We start from the raw sequence: 12,857 nt of genomic DNA, 5'->3' as shown, positions 1-12,857 counted from the left end.
AGGAGCCTCCGCATGACCCTGACCATCGCCGGACTGCAGCACGACGGCATCGCCGGCGATGTCGACGCGAACCTCGCGGTCATCGCCGATGCCGCACGCGAAGCCGCGGCGCGCGGAGCGGGCATGCTCGTCACCCCCGAGATGTTCGTCACCGGGTACAACATCGGCGACGCGCTGGCTCCGCTCGCCGCCCCTGAGCTCGTCGACCGGGTCGCCGCCATCGCCCACGAGCACGGCATCGCGATCATCGCGGGCCTGCCCGAGACATTGCCCGACGGCGGGATCACGAACTCCCTCGTGGCGATCGACCGCAGCGGCGCCGAGCTCCTCCGCTACCGCAAGACCCACCTCTTCGGCGACCTCGATCGCAGCCTCTTCGTGCCGGGCGATACCCTTCCGCCCGCGATCGACATCGACGGCGTGAGGCTCTCGGTGCTCATCTGCTACGACGTCGAGTTCCCCGAGACCGTGCGCGCCGCGGCCCTCAGCGGAGCGGATGCCGTCATCGTGCCGACCGCGCAGATGGAGCCGTTCGCGCACATCGCCGAACGACTCATCCCCGTGCGCGCCTGGGAGAACCAGGTGCACGTGGTCTACGTCAACCGCACGGGCACCGAAGGCGACCTGACCTACGTCGGCCGCAGCAGCATCGTCTCCCCCGAGGGCGTCGTCCTCGACTCCCTCGGCGCCACCGACACCGGCCTCCTGATCGCCACGATCGATCCCGAGGCCACGCGACGCGCGCGACGGGAGAACCCGTACCTCGCCGACCGCCGCACCGATCTGTACTGACCCCCTCCTCTCCCGCATCCCCCTCGGATGCACGTCGAAAGAGACCACATGACCGTCTCCCCTCTCGCCGAGCCGCGCCAGCGCCTCGACGGACAGCTCGGCACCGGCGCGATCGTCTTCATGGTGATCGCCGCCGCCGCACCGCTCACCGTGATCGGCGGCAACGTGCCGATCGCGATCGGCTCCGGCAACGGTGCCGGCGCCCCGATCGGCTTCGCGCTCGCGGCCGTCATCCTGCTCGTGTTCTCCGTCGGATTCGTCACGATGACTCCGTTCGTGAAGGAGGCCGGCGCGTTCTTCTCGTACGTCACAGCCGGGCTCGGATCGCGGTTCGGACTCGGCTCGGCATTCACCGCTCTCGTGGCGTACACCGCGATCCAGGTCGGCGTGTACGGCTACATGGGCTGGGCGGTCGACGACCTCGTCACCTTCTTCGGCGGCCCGAGCCTGCCCTGGTGGCTGTACTCGTTCGCGACCATGGCGATCGTGGCCGTGCTCGGATACCGGCACATCGAACTGAGCGCCAAGGTGCTCGGCATCGCGCTCGCCCTCGAGATCCTCGTCGTCGTGGTGCTCGACGTCGTCATCTTCGCGACCGGAGGCGCCGAGGGCATCGCGCTCGAGACCTTCGACCCCACGAACGTCTTCACCGGCGGCATCGGCGTGGCCGTGCTGTTCGCGCTCACCGGGTTCATCGGGTTCGAGGCCACCGCCGTGTTCCGCGACGAGGCCCGGTCGCCCGAGCGCACCATTCCCCGCGCGACGTATCTCGCGGTCATCATCATCGGCGTCTTCTACGCCATCTCGTGCTGGGCTCTCGTGACAGGTGTCGGCGCGAGCAACGCGGTCGCAGTCGCGCAGCAGACGCTCGCCGGCGAAGGCAACCTGCTGCTCGACACCACGACGCAGTACCTCGGCCCCATCCTGCGCGACATCGTCCAGGTGCTGCTCATCACGAGCCTGTTCGCGTGCGTGCTCTCGTTCCACAACGTGATCGCCCGTTACCAGTTCACACTCGCGCACAAGGCGGTGCTGCCCGCCCGCCTCGGGCGCCGCCACGCCACCCACCACTCCCCGGCGTTCTCGTCGGTCGTGCAGACGATCACCGCCGCTATCGTGCTGGCCGCGCTCGCCCTGCTCGGTCTCGACCCGCTCGTCGGCGTCTTCGGCTCGATGGCCGGCGTCGCGACCGTCGGCATGGTGCTGCTCATGCTGACGACCTCGGTCGCGGTGCTCGTCTTCTTCGCCCGACGCCCCGAACTGGCATCCGGTCGCTCGGTGACGGCGCGCGTCTTCCCGATCCTCTCGGTCGTCGGCCTCGCGTTCGCCCTGTGGCTCGTGCTGTCGAACTTCACGCTCGTGACCGGCGGCAGTGTCGCCGTCAGCGTCGTGCTGGCGCTGATCCCCGTCGTCGCGATGGTCGTCGGTATCGTGTGGGGCAGGCGGTTCCGCCTCGACGCCGAGCTCGTCGAGGAACCCGCCGCATCGGACCGCGCGGAGGATCGCGCGGCAGGCTGAGCCGGGCGCGTCCCGGCCGACCGGTGCCGACCGAGAGACGATGACGATGGACCTGGCCTCCCCGGCGCTCGGCGCGATCCGCCGCACGACGGCCGTCGACACGGTGCGTGCGCGGATCTCGCTGGCCGTCGAGCTCGGCATGCTCGCGCCGGGGCAGCGTCTGCCGAGCACCGACGACACGGCTCGGGCGTTCGAGGTCAGCGAGATGACGGTGCGGCGCGCATACCGGGCGCTGAGCGACGAAGGCGTCGTCGTGCGGCGCAAGGGCCACGCGGGCGGCACGTTCATCGCCGACGCACCGGCGGTGGGCACGGTCGGCGAGATCGACGCGTACCGAGCGGATGCCGCGCACGTGCACGCCCTGATCGACCAGCGCGCCGCGCTCGAGGCAGGCCTCGCCGCGATCGCCGGCGCGTCGGCATCCGCCGGCGAGGATGCGCTCGCCCGGCTCGACACTCTCGTCGACGAGATGCGGACGGTGCCCGACTGGACGGGGTTCCGCACCGCCGACGCCGAGTTCCACGAGGTGCTCGTCGGCATGGCCGGGGTGGCGGGCGCCGCCGAACTGCACCACCGCATCTCTCACGAGCTCTACGCCTACTTCATCCCCTACCGCATCGACTATCTGCGCGAGTCGAATGAGGAGCACGCCCGACTCGTAGACGCGTTGAGGTCGAAGGATGCCGCGGCAGCGAGCCGTCTCGCCTTCGACCACGTCGCCGAGCTGCACGGATCGATGTACGTCGGGAGCCCGCGCGCCTGAGGCTGCCCTGCCGACGAGACCGCGTTTCGTCTCGCTCCGCTCGCTCGACAACCCCGGACGACCCCGCAGGTCGTTGAGCGAGGAGCGCAGCGACGAGACGAAACGCGGTATCGGCAGCGGACCGCATCCCGGTTGACACTCTCGGTGTTTAGTGGTTATCTACTCAAGTAACTAACCCACAAACCCGCGGAGGATTCGTGATCGAAGAAGGCAAGCCGCTCTTCCTCCAGATCGCCGAGCAGATCGAGGACTCGATCATCGACGGCTCGCTCGCGGAGGAGACCAAGGCGCCTTCGACAAACGAGCTCGCCGCCTTCTACCGGATCAACCCCGCCACGGCAGCGAAGGGAGTCGCCATGCTCACCGACAAGGGAGTGCTGTACAAGCGCCGCGGCATCGGCATGTTCGTCGCTGAGGGCGCGCGGGAGATCTTGCTCGGCGAGCGCCGTGCCGCGTTCGCCGACCGCTACCTCGACCCGCTTCTCGCCGAGGCCCGCACCCTGGGCCTCAGCGCCACCGACCTCGCCGCCCTGCTGACCGAGCGGGCGGCCTCCACAGAAGGGAAGAACCCCGCATGACCGCCGTCATCGAGGTGCAGAACCTCACCAAGCGCTACAAAGACACCCGAGCACTCGACGATGTGTCGCTCGCCCTCGAGGCGGGCTCGATCTACGGACTCCTCGGCCGCAACGGCGCGGGCAAGACGACTCTCATGTCGATCCTCACCGCGCAGAACTTCGCCACCTCGGGCGACGTCAGGGTCTTCGGCGAGCACCCCTACGAGAACGCGCGCGTCCTCGACCGGATCTGCTTCGTGCGGGAGAGCCAGAAATACCCGGATGACGCGCACCCGCGGCACGCCTTCAAGGCCGCGAGCCTGTTCTTCCGCAACTGGGATCAGCAGCTCGCCGACGAGCTGATCGAGCAGTTCCAGCTGCCGATGAAGCAGACGATCAAGAAGCTGTCGCGCGGACAGCTCTCGGCGGTCGGCGTCATCATCGGTCTCGCCTCCCGCGCCGAGCTGACGTTCTTCGACGAGCCGTACCTCGGCCTCGACGCGGTGGCTCGGCAGATCTTCTACGATCGCCTGCTCGAGGACTACGCCGAGCATCCGCGCACCATCATCCTGTCGTCGCACCTCATCGACGAGGTCTCGAACCTCATCGAGAAGGTCATCGTCATCGACAACGGTCGCATCCTCCTGAACGAAGACACGGATGCCGTGCGCGACCGCGCCGTGACCGTCGTCGGCGATGCGCAGAAAGTCGACTCCTGGGCGACCGGCCGCGAGGTGCTGCACCGCGAGGCGCTCGGCCGAGTGGCATCGGTCACCGTGCTCGGACACGTGTCGGCCGCCGAGCGGGCCGAGATCTCGGCATCCGGTCTCGATCTGGCTCCCGTCTCGCTGCAGCAGCTGGTCGTCCGGCTCACCCAGAAGGCGGACGCCGCGACGAAAGACACTGCCGTCAAGGAAGGAGTCCGCTGATGCGACGCACCCTCAACGTCATCCGCCTGCAACTGATCAACCGCCAGACCTTCATCTGGGTCCCGCTGATCGTGCTCGGCTCCGCCGTCGTGATCTCGGTGCTGATCTACGCGATGATCCCGCTCGACGGCCCGAAGTACGGCGGTGGCGGCCAAGCACCGCTCTGGTACTTCTTCGCGATCGGGATCTCGGCGATGACCCTCACGTTCCCGTTCTCGCAGGCCATGAGCATCACGCGACGGGACTTCTTCGTCGGCACGCTCGCCACGGCGGTGCTCGGCAGCGCCCTGCTGAGCCTGGTCTTCCTGCTCGGTGGCGCGATCGAGCTGGCGACCAACGGCTACGGGGTGAACGGCTACGTCTTCCACCTGCCGTGGCTATGGGAGGCGGGTCCCCTCGGCGCGTTCGTCGTCTTCTTCTCGCTCTCGCTGTTCCTGTTCGTGCTCGGCTTCACCGGTGCCACGATCTACAAGAGCGGGGGACCCGTCGTGCTGACGATCGTGGGGGTCGGCCTCGCCCTCGTGCTCCTCGCGCTCGTGTTCCTCGTGACCCGTCTGGAGCTGTGGCTCACGGTCGGTCGAGCGATCGGCGACCTGGGCGCCCTCGGACTCGCCCTCTGGGGACTCGCGATCGTGGCGGTGCTCACGGTGATCTCCTTCCTCGCGTTCCGCAAGGCCACTCCTTAGCTTCGGTACCCGACACTTCGGGAACCCGACACTTCGGGGGCCGACACTTCGGGGTCGTCATCACAGTTCGGCGGACCGTTTCGCGGCATCCGTCCGACATCTGGGGTGTCGGCCCCCGAACTGTGCAGGCGTCAGCAGCCCCGGCGCCCCCTACCCGCCACGCACCGCGGGAGCAACCCCGTTCGGCTGCGCGCGCGGAGCGGATAACGTCAGCGGGCGGGGAGGACGACCGAGAGGATGCCGTGACGAAGATCCGCTCGCGACTCCGCGAACGCCGACCGGCCATCGTGGAGTCGCTGCGAGAGGCTGTGCAGCCGGCGCGCCTGCTGCTCGTGGCGAAGACCGCGCTCGCCGTGGGGCTCGCGTGGTGGATCGCCCCGCACATGCCGGGCGTCACCCAGGAGTATCCGTACTACGCGCCGCTCGGCGCGCTCGTGAGCATGTATCCGACGCTGATGGGGTCGGTACGCTCGGGGCTGCAGACGCTGCTCGGTCTCGCGGCAGGCATCGGCCTCGCCACCGTCGTCGTGCTCACGGTCGGACCGACCTGGTGGACGATCCCGATCGTCGTCGGCGTCGGCGTGCTGCTCTCTGGCACCGGCTGGTTCGGCAGCGGCAAGGAGTATGTGCCGATCGCCGCCCTCTTCGTGCTGATCGTCGGGGGGCAGGATGCCGACGACTACTCGCTCGGGTACCTCACCCAGATGGCGGTCGGAGTGATCGTCGGCCTGCTCGTGAACATCGTGATCGCCCCCGCGCCGACGACCCTCGTCGCGGCGGCCAGAGTCGAGTCCTTCCGCCAACAGCTCAGCGACCACCTGCACGACATCGGCTACGCGGTGACGGAATCGTGGCCGCCCGAGAACGAGCAGTGGGTGGAGGATGCCGCGTCGCTCGCCGACACGACCACGTCGCTGCGGGCGGCGCTCGCGGAGGCCGATGACAGCAGACGTGCGAACCCCCGCGCGTGGGGCCGACGTGCCGACACGCAGCACATCCACGACGAGCTCGCCCGGCTCGACCGCATCGCGCATCTGATCCGCGACATCGCCGACGCCACGGCCGACACGATCTGGGACCGTCCAGGGGCCCTGCCGCTCGATCCGCAGCTGCCCGAGCCTCTCTCGGCCGCCTGCCACGCGGTCGCCGACGCCATCGCTCTCGACGACTCCACGACCGCCGATGCGCATCGCACGCGCGCCGAGGCCGCCCGGGCCATCAGGTTGCTGCTCCAGACGGTCGACACGCGTACGATCGACGTCGGCCGCACGATGGGCACCGGCGTGCTCTCGGCGATGCATCTGCGCCGCATCCTCATCCTCACCGGCGCCGACGACGAACCCGACGAGTCCGACGACTCCGAGTCCGACGACTGATCAGATCGTGTCGTCCGCCGCGACGATGTCGACCTGCCAGAAACGCGCGTCCGGGTCGCCGTCGACGTGCGCAGCTTCAGCGCGCTCGAACGCCGCCTCGAACTCGTTCAGAAGCGCCTCGAACTCGGCCTCGGTGAGTCGTGTGGTGCGCTGCTGGAAGACGGCGCGGATGCCGGGCGACCGGCCGCCGTAGTATTCGGGCGCCCACGCGACGACGCGCTGGAGCAGGTCCTGATGCTCGGCGGCGATGGCCTGCACGACGGCGCCACCGAGCTCCTCGTCGGCGACGGGGTGTTCAGGGTCCCCGACGCTCATGGCGCCGCGCACCGGGGTCCACACCCGATCGCGGCGGTCGCGGGCGTGCTCGGGCGCCTCTTTGATGAGATCCGCGTCCGCGAGAGTGCGCAGGTGGAAGCTGACGCTGTTCGCCGGCACATCGAGCTCGGCGGCGATGTCGGCGGCGCGCATGTGGTCGTGGCGGGCGAGGACTTTGAGGATCCTGCGGCGGAGAGGATGCGAGTACGCCTTCAGCATGGCGGAGGTCATCCAGACGGGGTCATCGCCCTGTGCTCCGGTCATGGTCCGATCCTACGCGCGCCGAATATTGCGCAAGAACTGTTGCGCAATATTCGTGGCGCTTCTACGCTGTCCCTCATGACCGCGACGACGACCCCGACGAGCCTCTGGCGCAGTCCGCGCTACCTGATCTGGCTCGCCAGCGATACGAGCAAGGGTCTTGCCGCCGCGCTGTTCGGATTCGCAGTGCCGCTGCTGGCACTCATCGTCACCGACGATCCCGCCCAGGCGGGCATCATCGGCGGCGCCGGCATGGTGGCCAAGGTCGTCTTCACGCTCGCCGGCGGGGTGCTCGCGGATCGACATGCCCGCACCGACCTGATGATCATCGGCTCGCTGCTCGGTGTGCTGCTCGCCGGCGCGTTCACGGTGCTCGCGCTGGCCGATGCGCTGACGTTCCTGAGCCTGCTCGTCGCCAACGTGCTGCTCGCCGCGCGCAGCGGCATCTTCGATGTCGCCGGCGAGAGTGCGATCAAACAGATCGTCCCCGATGACGCGATGGGGCGGGCGCAGGCCGCGAACCAGGGTCGCGACGCCGCCCTGCAGCTCGCCGGAGGGCCGCTCGGCGGGTTGCTCCTCAGCGTCGGCGGGTGGGCGGTCGGCGCCGTGATGACGCTCTGCCAGCTCGTGGCGGGGGCGACGGCATGGATGCTGCGGCGCGGCGAGCCCGCGGCATCCGCTCCGCCTGCCTGCGACGACGATGAGGACACGGAGCCCGCCGACGCAGCGAACGCGTGGGGCGAGCTGCGCGAGGGATTCGCGTGGCTCTTGTCGAGGCCGGACCTCGGCGGCGTGCTGCTCACCGTCACCGTGATCAATCTGGGGTTCAACGCCGCGATCACCACCGTCATCTATGCGCTGCAACAAGACGGCCACTCGGAGTTGCTGATCGGCACTCTCGGTGCGGCCGTGGGCGCGATCATGCTCGGCGGAGCCCTCATCGCGCCGCTTCTCGTGCCGCGGTTCGGTGCCGGTGCCATCGCCATCGCGGGGCTGTCGACGGCGACGGTCGGCACGGTGGTGCTCTGCGCGGTCGATCAGCCGTGGGGCATCGTCGCCGTGCTCGGCGCGGCCGTGCTGCTGCTCCCCGCACTCAACGCGGGGATGATGGGCTACTTCATGGTCGCGACCCCGAGCCGCCTGCTCGGTCGGGCGAACAGCGCCGCCGGGGTACTCGCGATGGGCGCACTGCCTCTCGCGCCGCTCGTCGCCGGGTTCGGTCTCGCCTGGCTCGGACGAGAGGGCACGCTGCTCGTGTGCGCCGGACTGTGCCTGGCGTCCGTGTCGCTCGCGGTCGCCAACCGCGCGCTCCGCGCGCTTCCCGTCGAGTCGAAGTGGGCGGAGCACGCGAAGCGCTACGAATCGACATGACCGTGCGTGCAGGAAGCGACGATCATCGGAAGAGGGTCTCCCGCGGCGTCACCCCGTACACGCTCCTGTAGGCGGAAGCGAAGCGCCCGAGATGCATGAAACCCCAGCGGCGGGCGATGTCGGCCACGGAAGCGCCGGTGGAGGGGTCCGACACCACGAGGTCGTCGTGCGCTGCAGACAGCCGCGCCGTTCGCAAGTAGGTCGTGGGCGACTGGCCGTAGGCGTGGCCGAACGTGTACTGCAGGCCGCGGACGCTGAGCCGAGAAGCGGTCGCTATGTCGTGAATGGTGATCGCTCGCTGCAGGTTCGCGTCGATGAAGGTCCGCGCGCGCCGCGCGGCGAGCGAGGGCTGCGCCCGGACGTCCACCGGACGGTGCAATCCGAAGGTGACGATCGCTGTGGTCACCAGCGCCCGGGTAGCCGTCTCGGAGATGAGCCGGTGGTCGTGCACCTCGGGCTGCAGGACGTGGCGACGGTAGTTCCCCATCTGCTCCAGCCACAGCCTCTCGAGTTCGGGCGACACCGGGTACATCGCATCGAGGTCGAGCCGCACCGGCTCGTCGACGAACGCTCGTCGAGCGACGTCGCGCACCAGCACCCCCGGGAAGACGGTGGTGGTGAATGCTCCCGGGGGAACGGTGACTCTATAGGGCCGGTGGCTGGGCGGCCGCACCGTGTGACCGTGCGACGACGTGTATTCGGCCCCGTCCACGTCGATGACGTATCGCGCACCGCCGGAGAAGACGCGGAACGTGTCGGCCGGCTCGTTGTGGGACCTCACTTCGACACCGAAGTAGACCGCAGCGTCCACGACGCTGTCGGTCTCGGTGACGACGAGTCTCATGTCGAGATCGCCCCGCCCCTCGAGGCGTGGTCGGCTGCGCGCGAGCCGTGCGGCAGCGGCGACCGCCTCGTCTCGGTTCGTGGTCTCGAAACGCATCCTTCGAAGCACAGGCACACCCCCGGGGTGGAGCTCGGACGAGCTGGGGTACGACGTGATGACTCACTGGCGCACACTGTTCCCGCGGTGCGCACGTCTTGTTCGTCGCCGAACGCAAATTGGATTGAACGTTCATGCAGTGTTGCGATGAGCCGGTCACCGGGCCGGGCACGGGCGCCGAGGGGCCCGCGCACGCACGGTCGAGCCTTGCGACCGGGCGGGAGCGAGAGCGACCCGGTCCAGCGCCGCGATACCGCGGCGGGCGCTAGAGCGACCCGGTCAGCGCCGCGATGCCGGCGAGCGCCGATGCCACGGCCAGGACGAGCGCGATCGAGATCAGCACCACGTGCACCGTGAGGAACCGGGTGGGCTTGCCCGCGGCATCCCGCGCCCGGGGATCCTTCGCGATGCGGGGGTAGAACCGCGGCCAGACGAGGGCGTTGAAGGCGGCGTTGACGAACAGGAGCACGGCGAGCGAGGTCACCCCTCCACGCTAATCGCTCGCAGACGCGCGCTCGACGCCGCGTCGAGGCCCGAGATCGACCGAGTCCATGTATCAGCAGCCTCTTGCCTCGCTCCTGATAGGTGTGATCACAATGAGTCCCATGATCGACGGCCCACCCGGAGCCGGCCTCGATCCTGCACCGGACGACGGCGGGGCACGCTGGAAACTCGCCGCCGGGTACTTCGACGCATGGCGGGACGGCGACAGCCGCGCGATGGACGACCTCGTGCGGCTGATGACCCCTGTGCTCTGGCACGTCGTGCGGGCCTACGGGCTCGAGCGCACCCTCGCCGAGGACGTCGTGCAGACGACGTGGATGAGGCTGGTGCGCGGCGCGCATTCGATCACGGAATCACGCGCCGTGGCCGCCTGGCTCACCACCACCGCGCGACGCGAGGCCTGGCGGGCCGGCAAGGCGCATGCGCGCGTGGACACGACCGAGACGGATGCTCTCGACACCCTGCTGCCGGAGCAGGTGTCGGCTGAGGAGCGCGCCGCGACGGGCGACGAGAGCCGCCGGCTCTGGGGGGCCGTGCGGCGCCTCACCGATCGATGCCAACGGCTGCTGCGCGTGATCGCCTTCGACGACCGCCCCGACTATGCCCGGCTCGCCGCCGACCTCGCGATGCCCGTCGGCAGCATCGGGCCCACCCGCCAGCGTTGCCTCGCCAAGCTGCGCGCCCTTCTCGACACCCCGACGACGCGGGCGGAGGGCGCACCGTGAGCGAGATCGAACGGCAGGATGCCGAGCTGTTCGCCCAGCTGCGCGCACTCTGGCGCGACGTGGATCCGATGCCCGCGACCCTGATCGACCGGATGATCGCCGCGGTCGCCGCCGACGGTCTCAGTGAGGAGTACGCGCTGCTGACCCTGGTCGACCAGCCGCTCGGCGCCGTGCGCGGCGACGCCGACGCCCTGACCCTGCAGTTCAGCGACGGCACCACCAGCATCCTGCTGCATGTGACGCGCACGGCCAGCGGGCGGCATCGGGTCGACGGCTGGGTGGACGCCGCGGCCGCGGTGATCGAACTCGCGCAGGGCGACCGCATCCGCAGCGCGACCCCGACCGAGACCGGACGTTTCGCATTCGACGAGGTGCCGGACGGGTTCACGCGCGTAGCGCTCACCACCACGGTCGGCGACGAGGAACGCACGCTGTCGACACCGCAGTTCGAGTTGTGATCCACCGCGGGTCCGCCCGCACACACCGCGGGTCCGCCCGCACAGGATGCGGGCGCGCCCGCGAGGAGGGGACGGCCGACCATGGAGCAGCCGAGGGGTTGGAGCTGGCAGGACAGAGCGGAGGGATCGATCCGACGGGGGACCGCCCTCGATCCGAACGTCGAACCGGTCGAAGGCGTGCGTGCCTTCCCCACCGCGTATCTGCCCGAGCGGCTGCTCATCACATTCGACCGCGACAACCACCATGAGGCGTACGACGGCGAGGTGAAGGCGCTGCGGGAGGCCGCGGCATCCTTCGGCTGGCAGCTCGACGTCGAATCACCGGCGTCCCGCCTGTACGCCGACGATCTGCTCCCCGGGGTGCCCGGCTTCCTGCGCGCGCACCTCACGACGCCCGACGAACCCGCGCGCGGGGAGTCACCCGTGCCGCCGGACGCCTGGCGGGTGCTGCAGCGCGCCAGGAGGAGCACCCGTTCGCCTCTGCCCCGCACGAGCCTCGAGCACGTGTTGTCGATCGACCCGGTCGGACTCAACCCGTTCAGCCGCACGAACCCCTTCAGCCGCACGAACCCGTTCAGCCGCACCAACCCGGTTCGCGGCGGCGGAGCGGGCGGCAGCGACGACTACCTCGAACCGGGGCGCGGTGCCAGGCAGCCGGTGAGCTGGCTCGGCCCGGCTCCCCGGCGAGGGCCGTCGCCGAAGCGCGGTCGCCGGCCGGTGGTGGCGGTGGTCGACACCGGCTGCGGCGTGCACGACTGGCTCCCCGACGACATCGTGACCCGGCACGTCGACCTCGACGGCGTTCCGGTAGGGCTCACCGACGACGCCGATCCCGAGCGGTACCCCGACCTCTACGGCCAGCTCGACGGCGAGATCGACCCCGTCGCCGGGCACGGCACGTTCATCGCGGGCATCATCCGTCAGACCGCGCCTGATGCCGACATCCTGTCGGTGCGCATGGCCGGGGCACTCGGGGTGATCGACGAGAGCACGTTCCTCACCACGGTCGCGCAGATCGTCGAACTGCTGCGGCGGCACCGGGAGGACCCGTCGACCGGGCATCCGATCGACGTGCTCAACCTGTCGCTGGGGTATTACCACGAGACCCCGGAGGACGGCCTGTTCAGCACCACGCTCGCCGCCCTGCTGACGAAGGCCAGGGAGCTCGGGTGCGTCGTGGTCTGCTCGGCCGGCAACGACGCGATCGACCGGCCGTCCTTCCCCGCGTCGCTGTGGCCGTGGCCCGGATCCGACAACGGCATCCCGCGCGACGACGACGCGCCGCTCGTGTCGGTCGGCGCGATGAACCCGTCGGCGCGCTCGGTCGCGCTGTTCTCGAACGTCGGGCCGTGGGTGCAGGTGTACGCTCCGGGCGCCGCGGTCGTGAGCACGTCACCGGCGTTCGTCGGCGGCGAGCAGGCCTCGTGCCGCGCCGACGTCGACGGACTCCGGCGCGAGACGATCGATCCGGACGACTACCGCGGCGGGTTCGCGATCTGGAGCGGCACGTCGTTCGCGGCGCCGTACGTCGCGGGCCGCATCGCGGCGCAGCTCGGCACCGTCCCGCTGCAGGGCGTGACCAGCGCGGCGGCAGCCCAGGCCGTGGCGGCTGTTCTGAAGACGTTGCCGACGCCGCGGGAGTGAGGCGCAGCGGCGCGGATC

The 12,857-nt window shown here is 69.9% G+C and carries 14 protein-coding genes; 11 read left to right on the top strand and 3 right to left on the bottom strand.

Annotation, left to right across the window (positions count from 1 at the left end; all coding sequences use genetic code 11):
• Positions 1-12: 12 nt before the first annotated feature.
• The 7 genes from FSY98_RS08650 (at position 13) to FSY98_RS08620 (ending at position 6,621) form a co-directional block, all read left to right on the top strand.
• The gene (locus FSY98_RS08650; protein ID WP_222119131.1) at positions 13-792 is read left to right on the top strand and encodes a carbon-nitrogen hydrolase family protein; all 780 of its coding nucleotides are present in this window, start codon (positions 13-15) and stop codon (positions 790-792) included.
• Between the two features lie 48 nt (positions 793-840).
• Positions 841-2,310 (top strand): APC family permease, encoded by a 1,470-nt coding sequence (locus FSY98_RS08645; protein ID WP_144875776.1) that lies wholly within the window; start codon positions 841-843, stop codon positions 2,308-2,310.
• A gap of 46 nt (positions 2,311-2,356) precedes the next feature.
• Positions 2,357-3,073 carry a FadR/GntR family transcriptional regulator gene (locus tag FSY98_RS08640; protein WP_222119129.1) on the top strand — a complete coding sequence of 239 codons (717 nt, stop codon included), beginning with the start codon at positions 2,357-2,359 and terminating at the stop codon, positions 3,071-3,073.
• 197 nt (positions 3,074-3,270) lie between these two features.
• Positions 3,271-3,651: a GntR family transcriptional regulator gene (locus FSY98_RS08635; protein ID WP_144875772.1), complete on the top strand. Its 381-nt coding sequence runs from the start codon at positions 3,271-3,273 to the stop codon at positions 3,649-3,651.
• Positions 3,648-4,559 (top strand): ABC transporter ATP-binding protein, encoded by a 912-nt coding sequence (locus FSY98_RS08630; RefSeq protein ID WP_144875770.1) that lies wholly within the window; start codon positions 3,648-3,650, stop codon positions 4,557-4,559. Before FSY98_RS08635 ends, FSY98_RS08630 begins: the two co-directional genes overlap by 4 nt.
• Complete coding sequence (locus tag FSY98_RS08625; protein WP_144875768.1) at positions 4,559-5,245, top strand: hypothetical protein; 687 nt, start codon at positions 4,559-4,561, stop codon at positions 5,243-5,245. Before FSY98_RS08630 ends, FSY98_RS08625 begins: the two co-directional genes overlap by 1 nt.
• A gap of 242 nt (positions 5,246-5,487) precedes the next feature.
• Positions 5,488-6,621: an aromatic acid exporter family protein gene (locus FSY98_RS08620; protein ID WP_144875766.1), complete on the top strand. Its 1,134-nt coding sequence runs from the start codon at positions 5,488-5,490 to the stop codon at positions 6,619-6,621.
• On the opposite strand, the gene FSY98_RS08615 is transcribed toward FSY98_RS08620, so the two are convergent.
• Positions 6,622-7,200: a transcriptional regulator gene (locus FSY98_RS08615; protein ID WP_144875764.1), complete on the bottom strand. Its 579-nt coding sequence runs from the start codon at positions 7,198-7,200 to the stop codon at positions 6,622-6,624. It lies immediately after the preceding gene.
• A 75-nt stretch (positions 7,201-7,275) separates the two neighbouring features.
• Here FSY98_RS08615 and FSY98_RS08610 point away from each other — a divergent pair, with 75 nt between their 5' ends.
• A complete protein-coding gene (locus FSY98_RS08610; RefSeq protein ID WP_144875762.1) occupies positions 7,276-8,568 on the top strand; it encodes an MFS transporter in 1,293 nt (430 codons plus the stop codon).
• Positions 8,569-8,590: 22 nt separating this feature from the next.
• Here the strand turns inward: FSY98_RS08610 and FSY98_RS08605 are convergent, their stop codons facing one another.
• Positions 8,591-9,508, bottom strand: a complete 918-nt coding sequence (locus FSY98_RS08605; protein ID WP_144875760.1) for a helix-turn-helix transcriptional regulator — start codon at positions 9,506-9,508, stop codon at positions 8,591-8,593.
• A 265-nt stretch (positions 9,509-9,773) separates the two neighbouring features.
• Positions 9,774-9,992, bottom strand: a complete 219-nt coding sequence (locus tag FSY98_RS08600; RefSeq protein WP_144875758.1) for an SCO4848 family membrane protein — start codon at positions 9,990-9,992, stop codon at positions 9,774-9,776.
• A gap of 121 nt (positions 9,993-10,113) precedes the next feature.
• Here FSY98_RS08600 and FSY98_RS08595 point away from each other — a divergent pair, with 121 nt between their 5' ends.
• From FSY98_RS08595 to FSY98_RS08585, 3 genes are all read left to right on the top strand, one after another.
• Entirely contained in the window at positions 10,114-10,737 is a 624-nt protein-coding gene (locus tag FSY98_RS08595; RefSeq protein WP_260857332.1) for an RNA polymerase sigma factor, read from the top strand.
• Complete coding sequence (locus tag FSY98_RS08590; RefSeq protein ID WP_260857331.1) at positions 10,734-11,195, top strand: hypothetical protein; 462 nt, start codon at positions 10,734-10,736, stop codon at positions 11,193-11,195. The genes FSY98_RS08595 and FSY98_RS08590 overlap by 4 nt, the downstream gene beginning before the upstream one ends.
• Positions 11,196-11,276: 81 nt before the next feature.
• Entirely contained in the window at positions 11,277-12,839 is a 1,563-nt protein-coding gene (locus tag FSY98_RS08585) for a S8/S53 family peptidase (RefSeq protein ID WP_144875754.1), read from the top strand.
• Positions 12,840-12,857: the final 18 nt, after the last annotated feature.

The organism is Microbacterium sp. 1.5R, assembly GCF_007667425.1.
Lineage (GTDB): Bacteria > Actinomycetota > Actinomycetes > Actinomycetales > Microbacteriaceae > Microbacterium.
Note: the sequence above shows the minus strand (reverse complement) of the source record. Positions and strands in the feature narration are given on the sequence as shown.

Bases quoted from the DNA above. Each gene is read 5' to 3' on its own strand.
- FSY98_RS08650 (WP_222119131.1), top strand. From the start codon at position 13: ATGACCCTGACCATCGCCGGACTGCAGCACGACGGCATCGCCGGCGAT.
- FSY98_RS08645 (WP_144875776.1), top strand. From the start codon at position 841: ATGACCGTCTCCCCTCTCGCCGAGCCGCGCCAGCGCCTCGACGGACAG.
- FSY98_RS08640 (WP_222119129.1), top strand. From the start codon at position 2,357: ATGGACCTGGCCTCCCCGGCGCTCGGCGCGATCCGCCGCACGACGGCC.
- FSY98_RS08630 (WP_144875770.1), top strand. From the start codon at position 3,648: ATGACCGCCGTCATCGAGGTGCAGAACCTCACCAAGCGCTACAAAGAC.
- FSY98_RS08625 (WP_144875768.1), top strand. From the start codon at position 4,559: ATGCGACGCACCCTCAACGTCATCCGCCTGCAACTGATCAACCGCCAG.
- FSY98_RS08615 (WP_144875764.1), bottom strand. From the start codon at position 7,200: ATGACCGGAGCACAGGGCGATGACCCCGTCTGGATGACCTCCGCCATG.
- FSY98_RS08610 (WP_144875762.1), top strand. From the start codon at position 7,276: ATGACCGCGACGACGACCCCGACGAGCCTCTGGCGCAGTCCGCGCTAC.
- FSY98_RS08605 (WP_144875760.1), bottom strand. From the start codon at position 9,508: ATGCGTTTCGAGACCACGAACCGAGACGAGGCGGTCGCCGCTGCCGCA.
- FSY98_RS08595 (WP_260857332.1), top strand. From the start codon at position 10,114: ATGATCGACGGCCCACCCGGAGCCGGCCTCGATCCTGCACCGGACGAC.
- FSY98_RS08585 (WP_144875754.1), top strand. From the start codon at position 11,277: ATGGAGCAGCCGAGGGGTTGGAGCTGGCAGGACAGAGCGGAGGGATCG.